This is a genomic window from Streptantibioticus rubrisoli (assembly GCF_024436055.1).
GTDB classification, from domain to species: domain Bacteria; phylum Actinomycetota; class Actinomycetes; order Streptomycetales; family Streptomycetaceae; genus Streptantibioticus_A; species Streptantibioticus_A rubrisoli.
The window spans coordinates 1-23548 of record NZ_JANFNH010000046.1 but is presented as its reverse complement, the minus strand read 5'-3'; the positions used below and the strand labels follow the sequence as shown (position 1 = coordinate 23548).

Genomic DNA, 23548 nt, shown 5'->3' with positions numbered 1-23548 from the left:
CCTGGCCTGGGCAGGTGCGTCTCATGGTGCGGCGACATGAGCTCTCGGACGCGCAGTGGCAGAAGATCGAGCCGTTACTGCCCGCCAACGGCAAGCCTGGTGGGCAGTGGGCCGATCACCGCACAGTAATCAACGGTGTGTTGTACCGGCCCGTACCGGTGTGCCCTGGCCGGACCTGCCCGAGCGGTACGGCCCTTGGCAAACCGTCTACGAGCGACACCGCCGCTGGTCAGCGGACGGCACCTGGCGGCAGATCCTGGGCGAGTTACAGATCGAGGCGGATGCCACCGATCCCGACGGGGCACTGGCCAAGGCGGCAGAGGAGGAGAGCGCGCAGAGCAGGCGCGAATGGGCGGTGAACATCGACTCCACCTCCTGCCGGGCACATCAGCATGCGGCCGGGGCCCGTCACCGGCCGCCGCGCGACTTCCCGCAAAAGGGGGCGGTGCACGCGTGGAGGAGGATGGCAGGGAGGCGCTGGGGCGCTCGCGGGGCGGACTGACCAGCAAGATCCATCTGCTGACGGGGGATCAAGGCAACCATCGCGCAGCCCGACGACCAGCGGGCCAGCCGCCGGCGCAAAGGACAGTGCGCCTGCCGAGAATGTCATCCACGCAGCTCAGGCGCTTGTTCGGTGCTGCGGCAGGATGAGCACTCGTGTTACTTCGCCTCGCCTACCTGGCTGTCACCAACGCGTTCGCCGCGCTGCGTCTGCTACCGATGAGCGACCGCGACAAGGACGCGGAGATTCTCGCCCTGCGCCACCAGATCATGGTCCTTGAGCGGCAACTCGGCGCGGACCGGATGAAGTTCTCGCCGGAAGACCGGACCTTCCTCGCCGCTCTGCTGGCGCCGCTGCCGCGCCAGGTCCTGCGCCAGCTCCGGCTGCTGATTCAGCCCGAGACCGTGCTGCGATGGCACCGCGACCTGATCAAACAACGCCACGCCCGCACCTGCCGACCCAAGAGACCAGGACGCCCGCCCACCGTCCGTTCGATCCGCATCCTGATCCTGCGCCTGGTCCATGAGAACCCATCGTGGGGCTACCGCAGGGTGCACGGCGAACTCGCCACCCTCGGCATCAAAGTCGCCGCCTCCACCGTCTGGGAGATCCTCCAAGCCGAGGGCATCGACCCGGCGCCTGACCGGGCCACCACGACCTGGGCCGGCTTCCTGCGCTCCCAGGCCGACGCCCTCCTGGCCTGCGACTTCATCGAAACCGTCACCTTGACCGGCCAGCGCCAGTACATCCTCGCGGTCATCGAGCACGCCACCCGCCGCATCCGGATCCTCGGCACCACCACGCACCCCACCGCGCAGTGGGTAAGCCAGGCCGCACGAAACCTCGTCATGGACCTGGAGGACGCCGCAGCCACCGTCACATACCTGATCCGGGACCGCGACGCGAAGTTCCCCGCTCTCTTCGACCAGATCCTGGCAGACGCCGGCATCCAGACCGTGCTCACCGGCGTCCGGAGGCCCCGCATGAACGCCATCATGGAGCGCTGGGTGCAGACCTGTCGCCACGAGCTCCTAGACCGCACCTTGATCTGGAACGAGCGCCACCTCCGGCACGCCCTCCGCCAGTTCGAGCTGCACCACAACGCCCACCGGCCCCATCAAGCGATGAACCAGGCGGCACCCCTGCGAGCCATCCCCGAACCGCTCGATCCCGGCCAGATCACCCGCCTAGACATACGCCGAAGAGACCGCCTCGGCGGAGTCCTCCACGAGTACCACCATGCCGCCTGAACTGCGCGGATGAGATTTTCGGCAGGCGCACTGCCTCCCGCACCACAACGTGCCACGCAACAGCCTTGGCGCACCTTCCTCCGCTCGCAGGCTCACACGCTGCTCGCCTGCGACTTCCTGCACGTGGACACCGTCTTCCTCAGGCGCCTTTACGTCTTCTTCGTCATGGAGATCAAGACCCGGCGCGTCCACGTTCTCGGCGTCACCGCACATCCGACCGGCGAGTGGGCAGCGCAGCTCGCCCGGAATCTGCTGATGGACCTGGGAGACAGAGCCGAAGGTTTCCGGTTCCTCATCCGCGATCGCGATGCCAAGTTCACGGCCGCCTTCGACGCCGTCTTCGCCGGCAACGACATCGAGGTCATCCAGACCCCACCGCAGAGCCCGCGGTCGAACGCCTTCGCGGAGCGGTGGATACGCACCCTGCGCGCCGAATGCACCAACCGCCTACTCATCACCGGCGAGCGGCACCTACGCACCGTCCTCGCCAAGTACACCGACCACTACAACACCAGCCGCGCCCACCGCAGCCTGCAGCTGCGAGCCCCCAACGACGAACCCAACGTCATCGCCTTGCCCGCAGCAGCAGTTCAGCGCCGTCAAGTACTCGGCGGACTGCTCAACGAGTACCACGCCGCGTCAATCACGCTTCCTCGGCCGTCACGGGAAACGCCCAGATCAGCGGCCGGATCGGAGTTTTGACACCCTTCAGGGTTTCAGCACGATCACGAAAGAGCCCATGTTCAGCCCTTCGAGAGCTCACGTGGGAAGCTGCTCAGATGACTGAGTCAGGCTTCGCCCCTGTCCACGTAGGTGTGCTGGTCGTCGCTCTTGTCGTGGCGGTTTTGGAGATCGCGGCGACGTGGAGGGTGCTGGTGAAGGCCAGCCGACCCGGCTGGGGTGTGATCATACCGATCTACAACGTGTACCTGTGGCTCAAGGTGGCGGGACGGCCGGGTTGGTGGCTGGTCTTGTACCTCATCCCGGGAGTCAACGTCATCGTGCACCTCGTCGTATCGATCGACGTCGCGAGGTCGTTCGACAAGGGCACCATGTTCGGTGTCGGTCTGTGGCTGCTTCCGTGGATCGGGATCCCGATCCTGGGCTTCGGCAGCGCTCGGTACGTCGACGCCAATCCCTCTGCATAGCTCAGCCCCGGACGCTTTTCGGCGCTCCGACGAGCAACTACCTGAGCGTGCGGGTGCCTTGAGCCAGCGGTTGCGGTACCACTCGGCGCGGCCGTTGGGCACGGGCACGCCATGGAGCAAGCAGATGACGTGGCGTAGGTTATCCGACGCCAGGCCGGCGAGTGAGGGCGGGCGTCAAAGACAGCAGGACTGCGATGGAGGCCCAAGCGACGGTAAGCGGGAAGACGGTTGTGAAGGCCAGTACCTGACGAATTGTTGGGGTTAGAGCGACCAGAACGGCCTGTCGGGTTCCAGAACTCGGCCTGGCCGGTTGGGCAGCAGCGATGGGTAGAGCACCGCGCTCCGGAAGGATCTCGGACTGTGTCGCTACGTCTGCTCTACCTGGTCTTCGCCCTGTGGGTGCCGAGAAGTCCATCCATGCAGGTCAGAGAACGTATCGTGCTGTTCGCCACCGGCTGTCGGCATTGCCGGGCATGATGATCGATCATGCTGCTCGCCTGGCCTACCTGACAATGGCTAACGCCTTCGCTGTGCTACGGCTGCTGCCCAGGAGCGACCGGGAGAAGGACGTGGAGATCCTGGCGTTGCGGCACCAACTCGCCGTGCTGGAGCGCCAGCTCCGCGGAGCCCGTCCCCGCTTCACGCCCGCAGGCCGGGCCTTGTTTGGCCGCACTCCTCTACCCCCTCCCCCAGCAAACCCTGCGCCGACTGCGGCTGCTCGTGAGACCGGACACTGTGCTGCGCTGGCACCGCGACATCCTCCGCCGCCAGCACGCCATGCGGTCACGACCGAAGCACATGGGTCGACCAAGAACGGTCCGGTCTATCCGGCTGCTCGCGCTCCGGCTAGCGCGCGAGAATCCGACCTGGGGTTATCGCCGGATCCATGGCGAGCTCGCGGTGCCCGGGAGCAAGGTCGCGGCCTCGACCGTCTGGGAGATCCTGCGCGCCGCGGGAATCGCCCCTTCGCCGCAGCGCCCCACCACGACATGGGGAACCTTCATCCGCTCACAGGCCGACGCCCTGCTGGCGTGCGACTTCTTCGAAGCTGTCACACTCACCAGTACCAGGCTGACGTGTTGGCGGTGATTGAGCAGGCCAGCCGCCGGGTTCGAATCCTTGGCGCAACCGCCCACCCGAACGCCGCCTGGGTCACCCAGTCCGCGCGGAACCTGGTCATGGACCTGGAGGACGCCGGATACCGGGCCCGGTTCCTGATCCGAGATCGAGACGGGAAGTACCCGCACATCTTCGACGCGATCCTCGCCGACGCTGGGATCGAGACCGTGCTCACCGGCGTCAGGATGCCGCGGATGAACGCGGTCATGGAACGCTGGATAGCAACCTGCCGACGTGAGCTCCTCGACCGGACGCTGATCTGGAACCAACGCCATCTCATCAACGCACTAGGCGAGTTCGAGCACCACTACAACACCCACCGCCCACACCGCACCCTCGACCAGGGCACACCCTTGAGAGCACGGCCCACACCGACCACAGATCCGGACCAGATCACCCAACTGAACATACGCCGCCACGACCGACTCGGCGGAACTCTCCACGCGTACCGACATGCCGCCTGACCAGCGTGGATGTACTTTCCGGCACCTACAAGGTCGCCGGACTCTTCTGAGGGGGTCTGCCGCCGAGAGGCGGCAGAGTCGTTCAGCCGGTGCACCCCCGTTCACTGAGCCAGTCGGTGATGTGGGTTGCGGCGGTGAGAGCGTGCTGGTTGATGAGGGTGAAGTGGTTGCCTGGCGTAGTGAGAGTGGTGGTGATGTGGGGAAGAGTGGTCTGCCAGCCGTGCGGTCCCGTGTCCGTTCCCGGCGGGACCGGGAAGAGCTCCGATGCCTGTAGGAGCAGGGTCGGGAAGGGGGCGGGCTCAGGGGTCCAGGTGCGGAGGAGTCGTTCGGTCCAGGCATAGGCGGACAAGGCGGTGGCGGTGTAGCCGCCGGTGAGCTGCTCGCGCTCGTACAGGCCGTGCCACAGATGGGGAAGGAGCGCGCGGGCGGTGGGGGTTTGCAGGTCGTAGGTGTCCAGGAGGATGACGGCCTGCACAGCGGTGCCGTGGTCAGCGAGGTAACGGGCGGTTTCGTGGGCAAGGATGCCGCCGGATGAGGTGCCCAGGAGGACCACCGGCTCGGCGGCCGCGTTGCTGGCGGTGCTGTCGCTGCTGGTTTCGGCGTCCACGGCCCGTGCCAGCCCTGCCACGAGTGCTTCGCGGGTGGCGGGCAGGGCCTCGTCCCTGCCGAAGCCGGGGGGCGTGAGACAGGAGATAGCCCAGTGTTCGGGGAGAGCTTGGGCGAGTGCGAAGTAGGTGTCCGGGCCGGTCAGGGGCACGACCGGGGCCACGCAGATCAGGCGGGGGCCCGAGGTGCTGGCGGTGAGCCGGTCCACGATGGGCGGGAGGGGCTCGGTGCTCTTGGGCCTCAGGGCGGCGAGGCTGGACAGCAGGGCGTCGGCGTCCTCCAGGCGGCTGGTTCGAACAGCCTCGCGGTGGAGGCGGACGACCAGGTCCGTCGGGGAGGCGCCGACGGTGCCCTGGTTGGGTGTCGGCATGGTGGCCAGGTGGTCGAGGAGGTGGCTGGCCAGGTCGGCCGGGGTGGGGTGGGTAAGGACGGCGGTGCTGGGCAGGGCGGTGCCGGTCGCCGCAGCGAGCCGGTTGCGCAGGTCGACCGCCGCCAGGGAATCCATCCCGTGGTCGCGGAATGCCGCGTGCTCGGCGACCGCGTCGCCGGATGCGTGGCCGAGCGCTGCCGCGGCCTCGTTGCGTATCAGGTCCAGGAGCAGTCGCCGCTGCTCGGTGGCCGGGAGGCTCCGTAGCCGCGTCGTGAACTCGCCGTTCGCGGTGGTGGGATCGGACTCGGCGAGGTCTTGGGCCTCGGGCAGTTCGCTGAAGAGAGGGTTGGGGCCTGCTGTGGTGACGACGGGGAGGTAGCGCTTCCAGTCGATGTCGGCGACCGTCAACGCGCTTTCGTCCTCGTGGAGTGCTTGGGCGAGGCCAGCCAGGGCCATGCCGCCATCAAGGAAGGACACCCCGGTGCGAAGGAGCCGCTCGCTGGCGCGTTCGCCCAGTTGCTCGCGGGCTTCTTCCCAGGGGCCGAAGAAGATCGCTGTCGCGCAGGCACCGCGGGCGCGACGCCGTGCCGCCAGCGCCTCCAGGTACGCACCGGCCGCCGCCTGGGCGGCGTGGTCGCCCACGCCCCAGGTTCCGGCCACCGACGAGGGCAGGACGAAGGCGTCCAGTTCGGTGTCGCCGAGGAGTTCGTCGAGGTGCGTGGCACCAGCCACCTTGGCGTGCACCGCGTCGGCGACATGGTCGAGACTGGCCGTGGCGAGCGGGCCGAGGGCGCGGGTACCGGCCAGGTGGAACACCGAGCGCACCGGGGTACCGTTCGCTGACAGCTCGTCAATTACGGCGGCCACGGCGTCCTTGTCAGTCAGGTCGCAGGACACCGTCTCGGCGGTCGTCCCCTGGGCGTTCAGCTCCGCCATCAACTCGGCGGCACCGGGTGCGGCGGGGCCGCGGCGGCTGAGCAGTACCAGGTGCTCGGCACCCTGCCGGGCGAGCCAGCGGGCGGTCCTGCCGCCCAGGGCTCCGGTACCGCCGGTGATCAAAGTCGTGCCACGGGGTGTCCAGGTGGCGGGGGAGCCGGCCCGTGCGGGTGCCTTCACCAAGCGCCGAACGAGGACGCCCGAAGAGCGCACCGCCGCCTGGTCCTCACCCGGGCCCTGCGAGAGCAGCGAGGCGAACCGGCTGGCTGTCTCGGCATCGAGCCGCTCAGGTAGGTCGGCCAGTCCGCCGCGCAGCGAGGGTGCTTCCAGGGTGGCGGTACGCGCGAGTCCGAGGGTCATGGCCTGGCGCGGGTTGCGTACCGGGTCGCCCGGGCCGGTGCAGACCGCGGCGCGTGTCACCGTCCACAACGGCGTCCGGGTACCGGAGGCCATCAGGGCCTGGGTCAGGGAGACGGTCAGGGCCAGGCCGACGGGTAGTGCGGTCTGGTCGGCGTCGGCTTCCTCGGCCGCGGCGAGGAGCGAGAGCACTCCGGCAGTACCGTCGAGGTCGCCGAGTCGTGCCGTGAGTGTCTCGGGGGCGGTGCAGGTCTTGTCGAGGACCACGCGGCGGAGTCGGGCGCCGTGTGCGGTCAGGGCGTCCAATACGTCCGCGTCGTCGGCACCGCCGGTGGTGACGGCCAGCCAGGTGCCGGTCAGGGTCGGGTCGGTGGGGACGCGCAGGGGGGTCCAGGCCGTCCGGTAGCGGCGGGTACTGACCAGGGCGTGCTGGTCCTGCCGCTTGCGCCAGGCGGACAGCGCGGGGAGTACCGCGTCGAGAGCGTCCTTGTGTTCGGCGTCGAGACCGATGAGCGTGGCGAGGGCAGCGGCGTCCTGCTGGTCCACCACCTCCCACAGCGGTCCGGCGGCGGAGCCGGATGTGTGGGGTGCCGGGGTGGGCGGGGCGGTCCAGTAGGACTCGTGCTGGAAAGCGTAGGTCGGCAGGTCCACCGCGCGGCCACCGGCCAGCACCGTCGGCCAGTCGACGGGCACCCCGTGGGCGTGGGCCTCCCCCAGCGAGCGCACGACGCGGTCCCATCCGCCGTCGTCGCGGCGCAGTGTGCCCAGGGTGACCGCGAGGCTGCCCGCGTTCTCGATGATCTCGATGGTGCCGACCGCGAGCACGGGATGCGGGCTGACCTCGATCATGACGCCGTGCCCCTCGCGCACCAGGCCCGTCATCGTCTCGGCGAAGGACACGGTCTCGCGCAGGTTGCGGCACCAGTAGCGGGCGTCCAGTTCCTTGGTGTCCAGGCGGCCTCCGGTCACCGTGGAGTAGAACGGCACCTGCGACGCGCGGGGCGTTACGTCGGCCAACAGCTCCAGCAATTCGGGCTCGATCTGGTCGATGTGCGCGGAGTGGGCGGCGAAGTCCACCCCGGGAAGCCGCCAGCGCATGAGCCCGGCAGCGGACAGGCCGCGCTCGACCTCGTTCAGAGCGGCCGGGTCGCCGGAGATCGTCACGATCCTCGGGCCGTTGACCGCCGCGATCGAAACCGCGCCGCCGACCTCGTCCAGCACCGCCTGGACCTGCTCGGGCGGGGCCATCACCGACATCATCGCGCCGCTTCCGGACAACCGTTCACGGATCAGGCGGCTGCGCAGCGCCACCACACGGGCACCGTCCTCCAGGGACAAACCGCCGCTGACGCAGGCGGCAGCGACCTCACCCTGGGAATGACCGACAACCGCAGCAGGCTCGACCCCGAGCGAACGCCACACAGCGGCGAGAGAGACCATGACGGCCCACAGCACGGGCTGCTGCACGTCGGGCCGCCCCTCGAACGGAGGCGCACCACGCTCGCCACGCATCACGTCGGCGAGCGACCAGTCGACGTAGGGGGCCAGGGCCGCCTGGCACTCCTCGGCGCGGGCGGCGAAGACGGGCGAGGCGTCCAGGAGCTTGGCCGCCATTCCGGGCCAGGCCGCGTCCTGACCGGGGAAGACGAACACCACCGGGCCGCGTTCGGGCGCGGTTCCCCGCAGCACACCGGGATGCGGGGTGCCCTGGGCCAGGGCGGTCAGGCTCTCGTGCAACGCCGCGCGGTCATCGCCGACCAGCACCGCCCGGTGCTCGAACGCGGTACGGGTCGTCGCTAGCGAGTATCCGACGTCGATGAGCCGCAGCTCGGGGTGGTTCTCCAGGTGGGTGAGGAGTTTCCGGGCCTGGGCGCGTAGCGCGGCGGTGGACTTGCCCGAGAGCGGCCAGGCCACCGGGTCGCCCGATGCCGGGCCCGGCAGGGGCTGGTCGGCGGGCGCCGGGACGAGTCCGGCCAGCGCGTTGGTCCCGCTCACGGGCTGATCGGCGAGCGTGGGAGCCTGTTCAAGGATGGCGTGCGCGTTGGTGCCGCTCATACCGAATGCCGAGACCGCGCACCGCCGCGGTCGGCCGAGAAGGGGCCACGGCGTGGTCTCGTTCAGCAGACGGAGCGCGCCCGCGTTCCAGTCGATGCGCGAAGACGGCTCGGTGACGTGCAGCGTCTTGGGCAGCTGGCCGTGCTGCAGCGCCATCACCATCTTGATGACACCCGCGACACCGGCGGCGGTCTGGGTGTGCCCGATGTTGGACTTGATCGAGCCGACCAGCAATGGCGGGTTGCCGCCACGGTCCTGGCCGTAGGTGGCCGACAGTGCGTGCGCCTCTATCGGATCGCCCAGCGCGGTGCCGGTACCGTGTGCCTCGACGGCGTCGACTTCGGACGCGGCAAGTCCGCTGTTGGCCAGGGCCTGCCGGATGACCCGCTGCTGCGCCGGACCGCTGGGCGCGGTCAGCCCGTTGGAGGCACCGTCGGAGTTCACCGCCGACCCACGGATCACGGCCAGCACCTGGTGGCCGTGCCGCAGGGCGTCCGAGAGCCTCTCCAGCACCAGCAGGCCAGCGCCTTCGGCGATGCCCATGCCGTCCGCCGTCTCGGCGAACGGCTTGCACCGCCCGTCCGGCGCCATGACCCGGTGTCGACTCAACGAGACCATCACGTCCGGGCTGGCCAGCACCGTCGCACCGCCTGTCAGAGCGAAGCTGCTTTCCCCCGAACGCAGCGACTGGCACGCGGTGTGGAGCGCGACCAGGGAGGAGGAACAGGCCGTGTCCACCGTCACCGAGGGCCCGGCCAAGTCGAAGAAGTAGGCCAGACGGCCCGACAGCACGCTGGGGATCGTTCCGGTGAGCTGGTATCCGTCGGCGTCCGCCGAGGCTCCCGCACCGTAGGTCTGGGGGAGCGCGGAGACGAACGTGCCGGTCGTGCTTCCGCGCAGGGAGGCCGGGTCGAGCCCGGCGCGTTCGAACGCCTCCCAGGCGAGCTCCAGCAGTATCCGCTGCTGAGGGTCCATCGCAGCCGCCTCACGCGGGGAGATCCCGAAGAATCCCGCGTCGAATCCGGCGGCCCCGTCGAGGAAGCCACCCGCCCCCGCGGAGGTCTTGCCAGCCCGCTCCGGGTCGGGGTGGTAGACATCCGGGTCCCAGCCGCGGTCGGCGGGCAGCGGCGAGACGGCGTCCGTGCCCGTCACCAGCAGCTCCCACAGGTCCTCGGGCGAACGCACCCGGCCGGGGAAGCGGCAGCTCATTCCGATGATCGCGATCGGCTCGGCATCGGGCGTCCCGGCCGCCGGGCCGCGCGTCGTGGCCAGGGCCGGTGCGGCGCCCTGGTGCCGCTCGCCGGTCCCACCATCCAGCCTGGTCATCAGGTGGGCGGCCAGTGCTTCGGGGGTCGGGTGGTCGTAGACCAGTGTTGAGGGGAGGCGCAGGCCCGTGCGTTCGCGCAGGGCGTTGCGCAACTGGTTGGCGGTCAGGGAGTCGAAGCCCAGGTCCTTGAACGACCGTCCGGCCGCGACCGCCGCCGGGCCCGCCAGTCCCAGCACCGCGGCGGCCTCCTCGCGCAGCAACTGCAGCAGATGGGCCCGGGCCTGGTCGCCCGTCAGCCCGGCCAGCGGGTCGGAGGCCTCGGTGGCGGCGGTCCGACGGGCGGGCGCGGCACTGTCCAGGCCTGCGCAGACCACCCCGGCCGCCGGGCCAGTGTCTGTGGAAGCGATCCAGTACCGGTCGCGCTGGAAGGCATAAGTCGGCAGCGCGATGCGGCGCGCACCGGTCCCGGCGAACAACTCGGCCCACCGCACCGGCACGCCGCGGACGTACAGCCGGGCAGCCGCCGTCACCGCCGTGGCCTCCTCACCGCGGTCTCGGCCCAGCAGCGGCACCGCCTCGACGTCCTCCGCGCCGATCAGGACGTCCTGGACCAGCGCGGACAGCGTCGCGTCCGGTCCCAGTTCCAAGAAGGTGCGCGCTCCGGTCGCGGCCGCCGCGGCGATCGCGTCGGCGAACCGCACGGTCAGCCCGACGTGCTCCACCCAGTGGCCGGGAGTGCAGATCCGCTCCGCGTCGATCTCCTCCCCGGTGACGGTCGAGACGATCGGGATACGAGGCTCGCCCAGAGCCAGGCGCTCGACGACCGTGCGGAAGCCGTCCAACATCGGCGTCATCAGCGGGGAATGGAACGCGTGACTGACCCGCAACCGCGTCGCCTTGCGCCCGTCGGCCGCGAACCGGTCCGCGATCGCCTCGACCGCGGCGGTCTCTCCGGAGACCACCACGGCCTGCGGGCCGTTGACCGCGGCCAGCCCCACCCGGCCCCCAGAAGCGGCGAGCAGCGGCGCCACCTCGGCCTCGGTGGCCCGCAGTGCGACCATGGCGCCGCCTTCCGGCAGGGCCTGCATCAGCCGTCCGCGGGCGGCGACGAGCGTGCACGCGTCCTGCAGGGACAGCACTCCGGCCACGTGTGCCGCCGAGATCTCACCGACCGAGTGCCCGACCAGGACGTCGGGCACCGCCCCCCAGGACTCCACCAGCCGGAAGAGGGCCACCTCAAGGGCGAACAGCGCGGGCTGGGCGTACTCGGTACGGTTCAGCGGCCCCGCGTCGTCGCCGAACACCACTTCGCGCAGCGGCCGCTCCAGCTGCTCGTCCAGCAGCGTGCAGACCTCGTCCCATGCCGCCGCGAACACAGGGAACCGCGCGTACAGGTCGCGGCCCATACCCAGCCGCTGCGCGCCCTGGCCCGCGAACAGTAGCGCCACGGGGCCGGGGTCGCCGACCGCGGTGCCCCCGGCCACCCGCGCGGCCTGCCCGTCACCGCGCACGGTGCCGTCCGTGCCCGTCGTCGCCAGCAGGACCGCCCGGTGCTCCAGCTCGGAGCGTGTCGTCGCCAGCGAGTAGCCGACGTCCGGCGCCGCCGCGCCGGTCTCGGCCACGAAGGCGGTCAGCCGATCCAGCCCGGCCTCAAGCGCCGCCTCGGTACGTGCCGACACCGGCCACGGCACCACCGCGGGCCCGGCCTGTGCCGGGAGCGCGGCCGGTGCGGGCACAGCGGGACGAGCGGGCCGGTTCTGTGGCGGCTGCTCGATGATCACGTGCGCATTCGTGCCGCTGATCCCGAACGACGACACACCCGCACGGCGGGGCCGCTCAGCCCGCGGCCACGGAACGGTTTCGGTGAGCAGTTCCACGGCACCGGCCGACCAGTCCACTTGCGACGAAGGCGCGTCCACGTGCAGCGTCCGAGGCAGCACACCATGCCGCATCGCCAGGACCATCTTGATGACCCCCGCGACACCGGAGGCGGCCTGGGTGTGCCCGATGTTGGACTTCAACGACCCCAGCAGCAGCGGACGGTCCCGGTCATGCCCGTAGGTGGCCAACAGCGCCTGAGCCTCGATCGGGTCACCCAGCCGGGTGCCGGTGCCGTGCCCCTCCACCGCGTCCACGTCCGAGGGCACCAAGCCCGCAGCGCCCAGGGCCTGGCGGATCACCTGCCGCTGCGAGACCCCACTCGGCGCGGTCAAGCCGTTCGACGCGCCGTCGGAGTTGACCGCGGAACCGCGCAGGACCGCCAGCACATGGTGGCCGTCCCGGATCGCGTCCGAGAGCCGTTGCAGCACCAGGATGCCCACGCCCTCGGACCACCCGGTGCCGTCCGCGGCCTCCGCGTACGCCTTGCAGCGGCCGTCGGGTGACAGACCGCCCTGCCGGGCGAACTCCATGAAGATCCCCGGCTCGGACATCACGGTGACACCGCCGGCCAGGGCCAGGGAGCACTCGCCGGCCCTCAGCGCCTGCGCTGCGAGATGCAACGCCACCAGCGATGAGGAGCAGGCCGTGTCCACGGTCAGCGCCGGACCCCGCAGCCCCAGGGTGTAGGCGATCCGGCCGGAAAGGACGCTCGGCGAGGTACCGGTCAGCAGATACCCTTCCGCGTCACCGGCGGTGTCCTTCAACCGCGGACCGTAGTCCTGGGCCATCGCCCCCACGAACACCCCGGTCCGGCTGCCGTGCAGGGACGACGGAGCTATCTCGGCCCGCTCCACGGCCTCCCAGCTCACCTCCAGCGCCAGCCGCTGCTGCGGGTCCATCGCCTGCGCCTCACGCGGCGAGATCCCGAACAGCGCCGCATCGAAACGGTCCGCGTCGTACAAAAACCCGCCCGGCCTGCCGGTCGCCAGCATCTCCGACGCCCACCCGCGGTCGGTGGGCATCGCGGAGATGGCGTCCGTCTCGCCCGAGATCAGGTCCCACAGCTCCTCCGGCGAGGCCACCCCGCCGGGGAAGCGGCAGGCCATGCCCACGATCACGACCGGATCGTCCGCCTCGACGGCGCCGGGCTCCGGCGGCACACCACCGGTTGCCGGGCGGGTGAACCCAGCGGCCAGATGATCCGCGATCCGGTCTGGCGTGGGGTGGTCGAACAGCACGGTGTTGGCCATACGCAGTCCGGTGGCGGCCCTCAGACGGGTCACCAGCTCCACCGTCATGGCCGAGTCGAAGCCCAGCTCCCGGAAGGAGCGCGCCGGGTTCATCTGGTCCGCGGAGGAGTGGCCGAGCACGACCGCGGTCTCCGTACGCACCAGCCGCGCCAGTCCGGCGCGCGTCCACGCGGCGTCGGATCCCACGCGAACCTGCTCCATACCGGCAGCGTGCCCATCCACCACGACGGCCTGCCCGCTCCCAGACACCGGCGCGACCTCGCCTGCCTCCTGCGGCGCGGCACCGCTGGTCGGCTCCGGGAGCCAGTACCGCTCCCGCTGGAACGCGTAAGTCGGCAGGGCCACCCGCCGGGCGCCGGTCCCGGCGAACGTCCGCGACCAGTCGACTGGCGCCCCACCGACGTACAACTCCGCCAGACAGGTCAGGAACCGGTCCCTGCCGCCCAGATCCCGGCGCAGCGTGCCGACGGCCACCGCCCGGGCGCCGACCCCATCGGTGATCTCCTGGATTCCGCCGGTCAGCACGGGGTGGGAGCTGACCTCGACGAAGAACCGGTAGCCCTGCCCCAGCAACGCCCGCACCGCCGGTGCGAAACCGACGGTCTGTCGCAGGTTTCGGTACCAGTACCCGGCGTCCATGGCGGTGGTGTCCAGCCACCCGCCGGTCACCGTGGAGAAGAACGGCACCTGTGCACGGTTCGGGACGATACCCTCCAGCGCGGTCGTCAACTCCTCACGTACCTGCTCGACCTGTGCCGAGTGGGAGGCGTAGTCCACCGCGATACGGCGTACCCGTACGCCGGCGCCCGCGAGTTCCTCGAACAGCGCGTCCAGCGGCTCCGGTCCACCGGAGACCACAACCGAGGCGGGCCCGTTGACCGCCGCGACCGAGATCCGGCCGTCCCAGCGGGACAGTCGTGCCTCGACCTCGGCCTGCGGCAACGGCACCGACAGCATGCCGCCCTCCCCCGCCAGTCGGCGGGCGATGATCCGGCTGCGCAGCGCCACGACCCGCGCCGCGTCCTGAAGTGACAGCGAGCCGGACACGCACGCCGCCGCGATCTCCCCTTGCGAATGCCCCACCACCGCGTCCGGGAGCACCCCGTGCGCCTGCCACAGCGCCGCGAGGGACACCATCACCGCCCAGGAGACGGGCTGGACCACATCCACCCGCTCCAGCGACGGCGCCCCGTCGGCCTGCTGCAACACCTCCAGCAGCGACCAGTCCACATGGGGCGCGAGCGCGGCGGCGCAGTCGGCTAGCCGCTCGGCGAACGCCGGGGACTCCACCATCAACTGGGCGCCCATGCCCGCCCACTGCGAGCCTTGGCCGGGGAAGACGAACACCGTCTTGCCCTCGACGTCGGCGGTCCCCCGCACCACGCCGGGAACTGACGCCCCGTCGGCCAGCGCCTCCAGCGCACCCAGTCCACTTGTACGGCCCGGTGCGAGGACGACGGCACGCTGGTCGAAAGCGGTCCGGGTGGCCGCCAGGGAGAAACCCACATCCACCGGATCGAGGTGCCGGTTCTCCTCCATGTGGCGGGCCAGGTCGGCGGCCTGCGCGCGGAGGGCGTCCGGGGTTCGCCCCGACAGCGGCCACGGCACAGTGCCGCTGACGTCATTGGCTCCCGCGTCCGCGGGCACCATCCCGGGCGCTGGCTCGGCGGCGGACACGATCAGGTGGCAGTTGGTGCCGCCCATGCCGAACGAGGACACCCCGGCCAACGCCCGGCCGTCGCGGTAGGGCCAGGGGCGGGTCGCCGTCACCACCTCCAGGCGCCATTCGTCGAAGCGGATCCGCGAGTTGGGCCGTTCGAAGTTCAAGCTCGCCGGCAGCTCGCCGTTCCGCAGCGACAGCACGACCTTCATCAAGCCGGTGATGCCCGCGGCGCCCTCCAGATGCCCCACGTTCGTCTTCACCGAGCCGACCAGCAGCGGACTGTCCGCGAGGCGGCCCGCCCCGTAGAAGGCACCGAGCGCCGCCGCCTCCACCGGGTCGCCCACCCGGGTTCCGGTCCCGTGCAGCTCCACGTACTGCACCTCGGCCGGGTCCACGCCCGCACGTCGGCACGCCGCCCGCAACACCGCCTGCTGCCCGCGTGGATCGGGTGTCGTCAGCCCTTCGGCCGGGCCGTCGTTGTTGACCGCGCTCCCCTCGATGACGCAGTAGATCTCATCGCCGTCAGCCAGTGCCCTGGCCAGCGGCTTGAGCAGCACCATTCCCGCGCCCTCGCCGCGCACGTACCCGTTGGCGCGTTCGTCGAAGGTGAAGCAGCGGCCGTCCGGGGACAGGGCACCGAGCTGGTCCGCCGCAACCGCACTGTCCCGTACCAGGTTGAGGTGTACACCCCCGGCCAGCGCCGTCGCCGACTCCCCGCGCCGCAGGCTCTCGCACGCCAGGTGCACCGCCACGAGCGAGGATGACTGCCCGGTGTCCACCACCAGGCTCGGCCCTCGGAACCCCAGGAAGTAGGAGATTCGGTTCGCGATCACGCTGCGGTTCAGGCCGGTGAGGGTGTGGTGCCCGACCGCCGACGGTCCCCTGCGCCGGTCCAGTGCGCTGTAGTCGTCCGCGGTCACGCCGACGAACACCCCGGTGTCGCTGCCCCGTAGCGCGGCTGGCAGGACGCCCGCATCCTCTAGGACCTCCCAGCCCAGCTCCAGCGCGAGACGCTGCTGCGGGTCCATCGACCGAGCCTCACGGGGAGAGATCCCGAAGAACTCGGCGTCGAAACGGTCGACTTCGTCCAGGAAGGCACCCCGCCCCGTCGTACCGGAGGCCGGTGCCTCGTTGCTCCACCGACCCGGCGGTACGTGCGCCACCGCGCTCGTCCCGCCGGTCAGCAGCCGCCAGAACCGCTGGGGATCCTCTGCGGACGGCAACCGGCAGGCCACCCCCACCACCGCGATGGCGTTGTCGCTCGCGCGGACGGACTCGGATCGGCTCACGGCACCGCTCCCCTAACTCTTCGTCTCAGCAGGCTCGGCAGGGAGAGGGCAGGTGTCGCCACACGCCCGTTCTCCAAGGATCCGGCGGCGCCGAACCGCCGTTCGAGTCGTGACCAACAAAGCGCGATGCTACAGGGGAACCCGTGTGTCGCCAATCGCTTTCGGTTTGATTTTGAGGCACTCAATCGACATGTGTTCTTTGCTATTGCAATCACATCCCCTACCCCTACTCGTCACGACGACGGGTACCCCTATGCCCGATCCTCGATGCATGAGAGCCCTTACCGTTGCATTATCGTGGGGACCTCTCGGCCGAATTGGGCTTCCGCCACCGAGTCGCCCACCCTTGAAACGCCGACACACGAGCGAGCTTGAGGAAGAGGGAATGCGCCCCAGGATCGATCCACAGGACGCGGAGGAATTCGCCGTCACACCCGCCGGCCAGGACTATGCCCGGATGGCCAAGGAGGCGCTGAACGGGCTCCTCGCGGACCGGCCCCCGCCGAACGTCACGCGGACCATGGCCAACCATCCGACGCTGCTGCCCGCGATCCAGCCGCTGATAGAGCACGTCACCGGCGAAGTCCTCCCGGCACGCGAGCGCGAACTCGTCATCCTGCGCACGGCATGGCGTTCCCAAGCCCCGTACATCTGGGCCCACCACCACCCCGCGGGACTCCTCGTCGGGTTGAGCGAAACGGAGATCGCCCGGGTCGCCTCAGAGGACACCTCCGAGTGGACACTCTTCGAAGCCGCCCTCCTCACAGCCGTCGACGAACTCCACACCGGATCCGTGATCTCGGACAGCACCTGGAAACGACTCGCCGAGCGCTACACCGAGGAGCAATTCCTCGAACTACTGGCCCTCACCGGGACGTACAAGACGCTGGCCTTCATCCTGAACTCCTCCGTCACCCCGATCGACCCCTGGCTGGAACGCCCGGCGGTGCTGCCCGCGGACCCAGGGCAGATGAAGTCGGGCAGGCATGCGCGCCCGCAGGGGTCGCGCCCGCCGACACCGCGCGCCGAAGCGCGGAACCGGCGCATCGTGCTGCAGAACGGCGCGGGGCTCACCCTGCTCACACCGACGACGGCCCACCCCGAACCGCCCCTGCACGAGATCCTCGTCCGCTACCCGGACCTGCTGTCCGCGGTCGGCAACGCGCACGACGCCGACTCCCGGCTACTGCTGATCCGCAGGAACCCCGCGGACGTCATGCCGGACACGGACGGCTACTCCTTCAGTTCCACCCACCTGTTCGCCGATTCCAAAGGCGTGCCGACACTGGTCGAAGTAGTGGAGCCACACGACACATGGAATGAGAACGACGCCCTCGGGAAAACACTCGACCACGCGAGCAGCGGTGCTCGAAACTGGCCGCTGCACATACTGCAACGGTCGCTTGAGTACACATCACAGCTACACAACAGCACTGGCGAATATTTGCTAACGCAAATAGGCTATTTCCTCGGCGAGAGTTCGTTTCTGCGCACGCTTGAAGCGAATCTCGCTGTCGGCAGACTTCGTATGGCCATCGTGGCCAGCCAGTTTCCGCCGGAATTCAACCGGGTCATCGAATTCCTCGGTCGGCAGCTCTATCCCGCCGAGGTGTACGGCGTCGAACTGTGCCGCTACGCCGACGGGACTCACGCCGCGTACGTGCCGAGGGTGGTCGGCTGAGCCCGGCACTCGCGGCGGGCAGAGTGAAGCCCGGCAGGCCGGGGCGGAGGGCTTCACTCCCCCGTCCGTTGCTTCTTCCGGATCAGCGTGATGCCGTCCGCCATAGGGACCAGGGACGTCTCCACCCGCGGGTCGTCGCGGACCAGCGTGTTGAACGCGCGGATCGCGGTGGTGTCCGGGTCCTGGGCCTCGGGGTCCACGACCTTGCCGAAGAACAGGGTGTTGTCGACCACGATCAGGCCGTGGTCGCCGACGAGGGACAGCGCCGACTCGTAGTAGTCCGAGTAGCGCTGCTTGTCGGCGTCGATGAAGACGAAGTCGAACGTGCCGGGGCCCTCGTCCGCGAGGAGGGCCTCGAGGGTGTTCGCCGCGTCACCGATGCGCAGGTCGATCCGCCCGTCGACGCCCGCCTTGGTCCAGTACTCGGCGCCGATTCGCGGCCAACGGTGGGTGATGTCGCAGGTGACCAGCCGTCCGCCGGGCGCGAGCGCGCGGGCCAGGCACAGGGTGCTGTACCCGGTGTACGTACCGATCTCAAGGATCTTGCGGGCCCTAGTGAGACCGGCCAGCAGCGTCAGCAACTGCCCTTCCTCCGGCATCACCTGCAATGCGCTGCCCGCTGGGAGTTCCGACGTCGTCTCGCGCAACTGTCGCAGGACTTCGTCCTCTCGCAGGGAGGACTCCCGGATGTACTCCGAGAGTCTTGCCGGGAGACCTAGCTGGTTCGCCATGCGCCATCCTTCTTCTCTGATCGGACCGGTCGAGGGCGCCCGCACTCAGGCGCTTTGGAGGCTGACGGTGTGCAACTTCATCGTGGGCGGGGGGTCGCAAGGCGTCGGAAGCAGATGTAGCCGCTGGATGTCCTCCTGAGCGGGCGCGGTCAGCCCGGCCCTGCAGTCGCAGGGCTCGTCGGTGAAGCCGGCGAGACGGTAGGCGATCTCCATCATCCGGTTGCGTTCGGTGCGCCGGAAGTCGGCGACCAGGTGGACGCCCGCGTGCGCGGCCTGGTCGCCGAGCCAGCCGAGGAGCGCCGATCCAGCGCCGAATGACACCACGCGGCACGACGTGGCCAGCAGCTTCAGATTCCACACAGCCGCGTGCCTCTCCAGCAGTTGGAGGCCGACCGCGCCGTGCGGCCCGAACCGGTCGGTGAGCGTGGTCACCAGGACCTCGTGCCGCGGATCGACGAGCAGCCCACGCAGATCGGAGATGGAGTAGTGCACTCCCGTGGCATTCATCTGGCTTGTGCGCAGCGTCAGTTCCTCCACACGGGACAACTCGTCCTCGGTGGCGCGTCCGATGCGCATCTCCAGTTCCAAGGAACGCAGGAAGTCGTCGCTCGGCCCCTGGAACTCCGCCTCGGCCGCCTTGCGAAGGAATCCGGCCTGATACATCTGCCGACGACGGCGCGAGTCCACCGTGACCGTCGCCGGGCTGAACTCCGGCAGAGCGGCGAACTCGGGCAACCGCTCGGCGTCGTAGCAGCGGACCTGCGGCAAATGGAACTCGACTTCTGCCCGCTCCGACGGCTGGTCGTCGACGAAAGCGATGGTGTCGAGCGCGAAGTTGAGCTCGTCGGCGATCTCCCGTACCGAGTCGGACTTCGGGCCCCAGCCGATGCGCGGCAGGATGAGGTACTCGGCGACGCCCAGCGCCTCCAGCTGCTGCCATGCCTGGTCGTGGTCGTTCTTGCTGGCAACCGATTGGAGGATGCCCCGGCTGTCCAGCTCGGTGATGAGCTCGCGGACGGAGTCGGGGAGCTTCACCTCGCCGTCCTCCAGCAGCGTGCCCTGCCACAGGGTGTTGTCGAGGTCCCACACCAGGCACTTCACGATCGAGGGCTGTTCAGCCACTGTGTCTCCTTGACTCATCTCGTCGTCTCACCTCGCCGTCATGGACACCGCGTGGTCGGAGAGGATCAACTGGCAGATCTCCGTGCTGCCCTCGATGAGCTCCATGAGCTTTGCGTCGCGGTACGCACGCTCGACCGCATGGCCCTCGTGCGCGGCCACCGAACCCAGGACCTGCACGGCCGCGGCGGCGCCCTGTGCGGCCTGGACGGCGCTCACCTGCTTGGCGAGGACAGAGGCGACCACCATGTCGGGAGAGCCGCTGTCCCAGCACCGGCTGGCGTGTTCGCACATCCGGGTGGCGATCTGCTCACCGGTGAGCAGGTTCGCCAGGTGACGGCCGACGAGCTGGTGCTGGGCGAGCGGCCTGCCGAACTGCCGCCGGGTCCGGGCGTGATGACGGGCGGCGTCGAGACAGGCCCGGAGGATGCCCACGCAGCCCCAGGCGACCGAGATCCGCCCGTACGCCAGCGCGGTCGTCACCAGGAGCATCAGCGGCTGCCCGCCGCCGAGTACCGCGATGACTGGCAGCCGCACGTCGTCGAATCGTACGTCCGCGTGGCCCGCCGCCCGGCAGCCGGACGGCCGCGGAACCCTGGTCACGGTGACGCCCGAAGCCGACGTCGGCACCACGACCGCGGCGGCCCCGGAACCGTAGCGCCCGACGACCACGATCAGGTCGGCATAGTGGGCCGCGGTCGTCCAGACCTTCTGCCCGCGAAGGACGACGGCGTCACCGTCGGGTTCGATGGTGGTGGTCATCGCCGACAGATCGCTGCCCGCATCCGGCTCGCTGAACGCGACGGCGGCGAGTTGGCCACCGGCCAGTCTCGGCAGGTACGCCGCGTGCTGCCGCGAACTGCCCAGGCGCTGGATCGTCCACGCGGCCATGCCCTGAGAGGTCATCACACTGCGCAGCGAGCTGCACCGGCTACCGACGAACGCGGTGAACTCGCCGTTCGCCGCGCTGCTCATCCCGAGTCCGCCGGAAGCCTCCGGTACCTCCGCACACAGCAGTCCGCGGTTCGCCAGTGTGCGCAGAACGCCGTCGGGGATCAGACCGGCCCGGTCCCACTCGATAGCCTGATCACCGACCAGGTCATCGACCAACTCATGGGCGTCTGCGAGCGATTCAGGCATCGGCGGGCTACTCCGCGCCGTTCAACCGCAGCACGAGGGCGGTCATGGCCTGGACGGAGCGGAAGTTGTCCCGCTTGAGGTCGTCCCCCAGGATCTGCACGGAGAACGCCTGCTCCAGGTGCACGACGAGTTCCATCGCGAACAGCGAGGACACCAGCCCGGACTCGAAGAGGTCCTTGTCGGCCGGGACGTCCGCCCCGACTCTCTTCGAGACGAACGCCGCGATCGTCTGCGCGATACTCTCAGCAGTGGTTGTCAGGTCCTGGCTCACGAAAGCACCTCTCCGTAGTCGTAGAAACCGCGCCCCGTCTTGCGCCCCAGCTCACCGCGGCTCACTTTTTCCATGAGTAGTTCGCAGGGCTCGAAGGTGGGATTTCCGGTCCGCTCGGCGAGCAGCCGCAGAGCGTCCGCGAGGTTGTCGAGTCCGATCAAATCGGCGGTGCGCAGCGGACCGGTCGGATGACCAAGACATCCGTGCATCAGCCGGTCCACGGACTCAACGCTCGCGGTGCCCTCGGCCACGACTCTCGCCGCTTCGTTGATCATGGGATGCAGCAGCCTGCTGGTGACGAATCCCGGCGCGTCTCGGACGACGACCGTTTTCTTCCCCAGCCCCTCGAGAAAGGAAAGGACGACGGCCATGGCGTCGTCGCCAGTCTGCGGGCCACGGACCACCTCGACCATCTCGATCAGATAGGCCGGATTCATGAAGTGCACCCCGGCCAGGTCCGTGGGTCGTTGCACCGACTTCGCCAGTTCGGCGATGGGGATACCGGACGTGTTGGTGATCAGCGGGACACCCGCGGGGACCACGCCGGAGATCTCCGCCATGACCCGTACCTTGAGCGCGGCGTCCTCGGTGATCGCCTCGATCACCACGGCGGCGTCCGCAGCACCCTTGCTGGACAGCGACGTCGTCAATGTTCCGGGTGTCTTGTCAGCCGGGAAGGCACCCATGAGTTGTCCGTGCCGCATCTGCTGGGTGATCTCCGCTCGGGCATCCCGCAGTACGTCGTCCGAGACGTCCACCAGGACAACGTCCACCCCGCGGCCCAGCGCCAGTGCGGTGATACTGCGGCCCATGACACCTGCACCGAACACAGCAATCGAATGCGATTGCATATTCGCTAACACCTGTCACCAATCCTCATTTGAGCGAACAAGCCCTGCACGAGGACGGCACCGACGACCGCAGCCTCCGGTCTCGCAGCACTTGACAGAAAATTTCAACTTCCCTGGAGAGATTATGGGCGGTCCATCTTCGGACCAACCCCTAACTACCCCAGTGGGCAATTGTGGTGGCCAGTATTCCAGCCTCACTTCGTCGGCCGGATGTACCACCTACTTCCACCCGGCGACCGTGGAGGTGCCGAGAAGTCCACCCGCACATGTCAGAGGACGGATCGCGTGGTTTGGCCAGGGCGGCTCGGCGTGCATTGGCACGGTCATCAATCGTGCTGCTGGGCCTGGCCCACCTGACGATGACGCACACTCTCACCGTGCTCCGGCTGCTGCCAAGGAGCAGTCGGGAAGAGGACGTGGAAAATCCTGGCGTTGTGGTGTCAACTCACGGGTGCCGGAGCGTCAGCTCCAGGGGGCCTGCCCCTGTTTCACGCCTACGGACCCCATACTCCTCGCCGCCTTGCTTCATCGCCCCCAGCAAACGCTGCGACAGGTGCGTTTGCTGGGGGGACCGGACACCGCGCTGCACTGGCACCGCGACCTCGTTCGTGGTCCGGTGTGGGCAGCCGCACCGCAGGGATGAACCGCCTGACGCGGCGACAACGGAACAGGCAATTGGCCGGTGACCGCCCCACCCGGTCACCCCGCAGCGGCCGGAGTAGGAGTGCCGGGCTCGGGCAGCAGGCGGTAGCGGCCCTGGTCACGGCGGACCAGGCCGGCGGTGGGGTGGGGGAAGTGGGTGCCGAGAAGCAGGTCGTGGGTGTCGGCCAGGGTGTCGAGGAGGCGGCGGCGACTGTTCACGGCCTGCTCGGGGTCGATGTCGACGCAGCTGGTCAGGTGGGGGTGGGACAGCTGCACGGGGTGGTGGATGCTGTCGCCGGTGATCAGGGCCGAGCGGTCGGCGCCGTGCAGTTCCACGGCGGTCTGGCCAGGGGTGTGGCCGGCGGCCGGGACCAGGCGGATGCCTGGCGCCACCTGGAGTCCGCCCTCGGGGACGTCGGCGAGGTCGAACTGCCCGTTGTCGTGGACGGGCAGGACCGAATCGCGGAACATCTGCCGGCGGTTGGCGTCCAGGTCGGTCGCGGCCCAGTAGTCCCACTCCGTACGGCTGGTGAGGTACCGGGCGTTGGGGAAGGTCGGCAGCCAGCAATCTCCGTCCAGGCGGGTGTTCCAGCCGACGTGGTCGGTGTGCAGATGCGTGATGATCACCAGGTCCACCGACTCGGGTGCGAATCCCGCGGCCGTGAGGCGCCCCAGGTAGTCCGTGTTGAGGCCGTTCCACGCGTCGTTGGCGCGTTCCTTGCCGTTGCCGATGCCGGTGTCCACGAGGATGCGCAGGCCCCCGGCCTCGACCGCGAAGGTGTGGCTGGCGAGGTACGGCACCTCGGCGTCGGCGAAGTGGGGGCGCAGCCATGGCGCTTCGCCGATCACCTCCTTGGTGGCCTCGGGCAGGAGCCAGGGGCCGGTCTGCGGGGGCAGCGCGATCTCGTCGACGCGGCGGACGGTGACCTCCCCGAGGTCCCACGAGAGGTGGGTGT

Annotated in this window: 12 protein-coding genes and 1 pseudogene; 6 read left to right on the top strand and 7 right to left on the bottom strand. The window is 69.5% G+C overall.

Going from position 1 to position 23548, the window contains the following annotated elements:
• The first annotated feature begins 23 nt into the window (after positions 1-23).
• The 5 genes and pseudogenes from NON19_RS27345 to NON19_RS27325 all read left to right on the top strand — a co-directional run bounded on the left by NON19_RS27345 (position 24) and on the right by NON19_RS27325 (position 4483).
• Entirely contained in the window at positions 24-359 is a 336-nt protein-coding gene (locus NON19_RS27345) for a transposase (protein ID WP_372514304.1), read from the top strand.
• A gap of 298 nt (positions 360-657) precedes the next feature.
• Positions 658-1752, top strand: coding sequence for an integrase core domain-containing protein (locus NON19_RS27340; RefSeq protein WP_255931778.1), 1095 nt, complete (start codon positions 658-660; stop codon positions 1750-1752).
• A 9-nt stretch (positions 1753-1761) separates the two neighbouring features.
• Positions 1762-2454, top strand: a complete 693-nt coding sequence (locus tag NON19_RS27335) for an integrase core domain-containing protein (RefSeq protein WP_255931777.1) — start codon at positions 1762-1764, stop codon at positions 2452-2454.
• A gap of 77 nt (positions 2455-2531) precedes the next feature.
• Positions 2532-2900 carry a DUF5684 domain-containing protein gene (locus NON19_RS27330; RefSeq protein WP_255931775.1) on the top strand — a complete coding sequence of 123 codons (369 nt, stop codon included), beginning with the start codon at positions 2532-2534 and terminating at the stop codon, positions 2898-2900.
• A 512-nt stretch (positions 2901-3412) separates the two neighbouring features.
• A pseudogene (locus tag NON19_RS27325) lies at positions 3413-4483 on the top strand (integrase core domain-containing protein).
• A gap of 82 nt (positions 4484-4565) precedes the next feature.
• On the opposite strand, the gene NON19_RS27320 reads toward NON19_RS27325, so the two are convergent.
• On the bottom strand, positions 4566-16157 hold the full coding sequence (locus NON19_RS27320; RefSeq protein ID WP_255931774.1) for a type I polyketide synthase: 11592 nt from the start codon (positions 16155-16157) through the stop codon (positions 4566-4568).
• Between the two features lie 457 nt (positions 16158-16614).
• Between NON19_RS27320 and NON19_RS27315 the strand changes: the two genes are divergently transcribed.
• Positions 16615-17838, top strand: a complete 1224-nt coding sequence (locus tag NON19_RS27315) for a carboxymuconolactone decarboxylase family protein (RefSeq protein WP_255931773.1) — start codon at positions 16615-16617, stop codon at positions 17836-17838.
• A 53-nt stretch (positions 17839-17891) separates the two neighbouring features.
• On the opposite strand, the gene NON19_RS27310 is transcribed toward NON19_RS27315, so the two are convergent.
• The 6 genes from NON19_RS27310 to NON19_RS27285 form a co-directional block, all read right to left on the bottom strand.
• Positions 17892-18569 (bottom strand): O-methyltransferase, encoded by a 678-nt coding sequence (locus NON19_RS27310; protein WP_255931772.1) that lies wholly within the window; start codon positions 18567-18569, stop codon positions 17892-17894.
• A gap of 45 nt (positions 18570-18614) precedes the next feature.
• Positions 18615-19709 (bottom strand): HAD-IIIC family phosphatase, encoded by a 1095-nt coding sequence (locus NON19_RS27305; RefSeq protein WP_303654398.1) that lies wholly within the window; start codon positions 19707-19709, stop codon positions 18615-18617.
• Positions 19710-19718: 9 nt separating this feature from the next.
• Positions 19719-20828: an acyl-CoA dehydrogenase family protein gene (locus tag NON19_RS27300; protein ID WP_255931770.1), complete on the bottom strand. Its 1110-nt coding sequence runs from the start codon at positions 20826-20828 to the stop codon at positions 19719-19721.
• Positions 20829-20835: 7 nt separating this feature from the next.
• The gene (locus tag NON19_RS27295; protein ID WP_255931769.1) at positions 20836-21099 is read right to left on the bottom strand and encodes an acyl carrier protein; all 264 of its coding nucleotides are present in this window, start codon (positions 21097-21099) and stop codon (positions 20836-20838) included.
• Positions 21096-21950, bottom strand: coding sequence for a 3-hydroxyacyl-CoA dehydrogenase family protein (locus NON19_RS27290; protein WP_255931768.1), 855 nt, complete (start codon positions 21948-21950; stop codon positions 21096-21098). Before NON19_RS27290 ends, NON19_RS27295 begins: the two co-directional genes overlap by 4 nt.
• Positions 21951-22649: 699 nt before the next feature.
• On the bottom strand, positions 22650-23548 hold an 899-nt coding region (locus NON19_RS27285; RefSeq protein ID WP_255931767.1), incomplete at its 5' end, for an MBL fold metallo-hydrolase.

Coding starts and splice junctions, on each gene's coding strand:
- NON19_RS27345 (WP_372514304.1), top strand. CDS start 24: ATGGTGCGGCGACATGAGCTCTCGGACGCGCAGTGGCAGAAGATCGAG.
- NON19_RS27335 (WP_255931777.1), top strand. CDS start 1,762: ATGAGATTTTCGGCAGGCGCACTGCCTCCCGCACCACAACGTGCCACG.
- NON19_RS27330 (WP_255931775.1), top strand. CDS start 2,532: ATGACTGAGTCAGGCTTCGCCCCTGTCCACGTAGGTGTGCTGGTCGTC.
- NON19_RS27315 (WP_255931773.1), top strand. CDS start 16,615: ATGGCCAAGGAGGCGCTGAACGGGCTCCTCGCGGACCGGCCCCCGCCG.
- NON19_RS27310 (WP_255931772.1), bottom strand. CDS start 18,569: ATGGCGAACCAGCTAGGTCTCCCGGCAAGACTCTCGGAGTACATCCGG.
- NON19_RS27305 (WP_303654398.1), bottom strand. CDS start 19,709: ATGAGTCAAGGAGACACAGTGGCTGAACAGCCCTCGATCGTGAAGTGC.
- NON19_RS27300 (WP_255931770.1), bottom strand. CDS start 20,828: ATGCCTGAATCGCTCGCAGACGCCCATGAGTTGGTCGATGACCTGGTC.
- NON19_RS27290 (WP_255931768.1), bottom strand. CDS start 21,950: ATGCAATCGCATTCGATTGCTGTGTTCGGTGCAGGTGTCATGGGCCGC.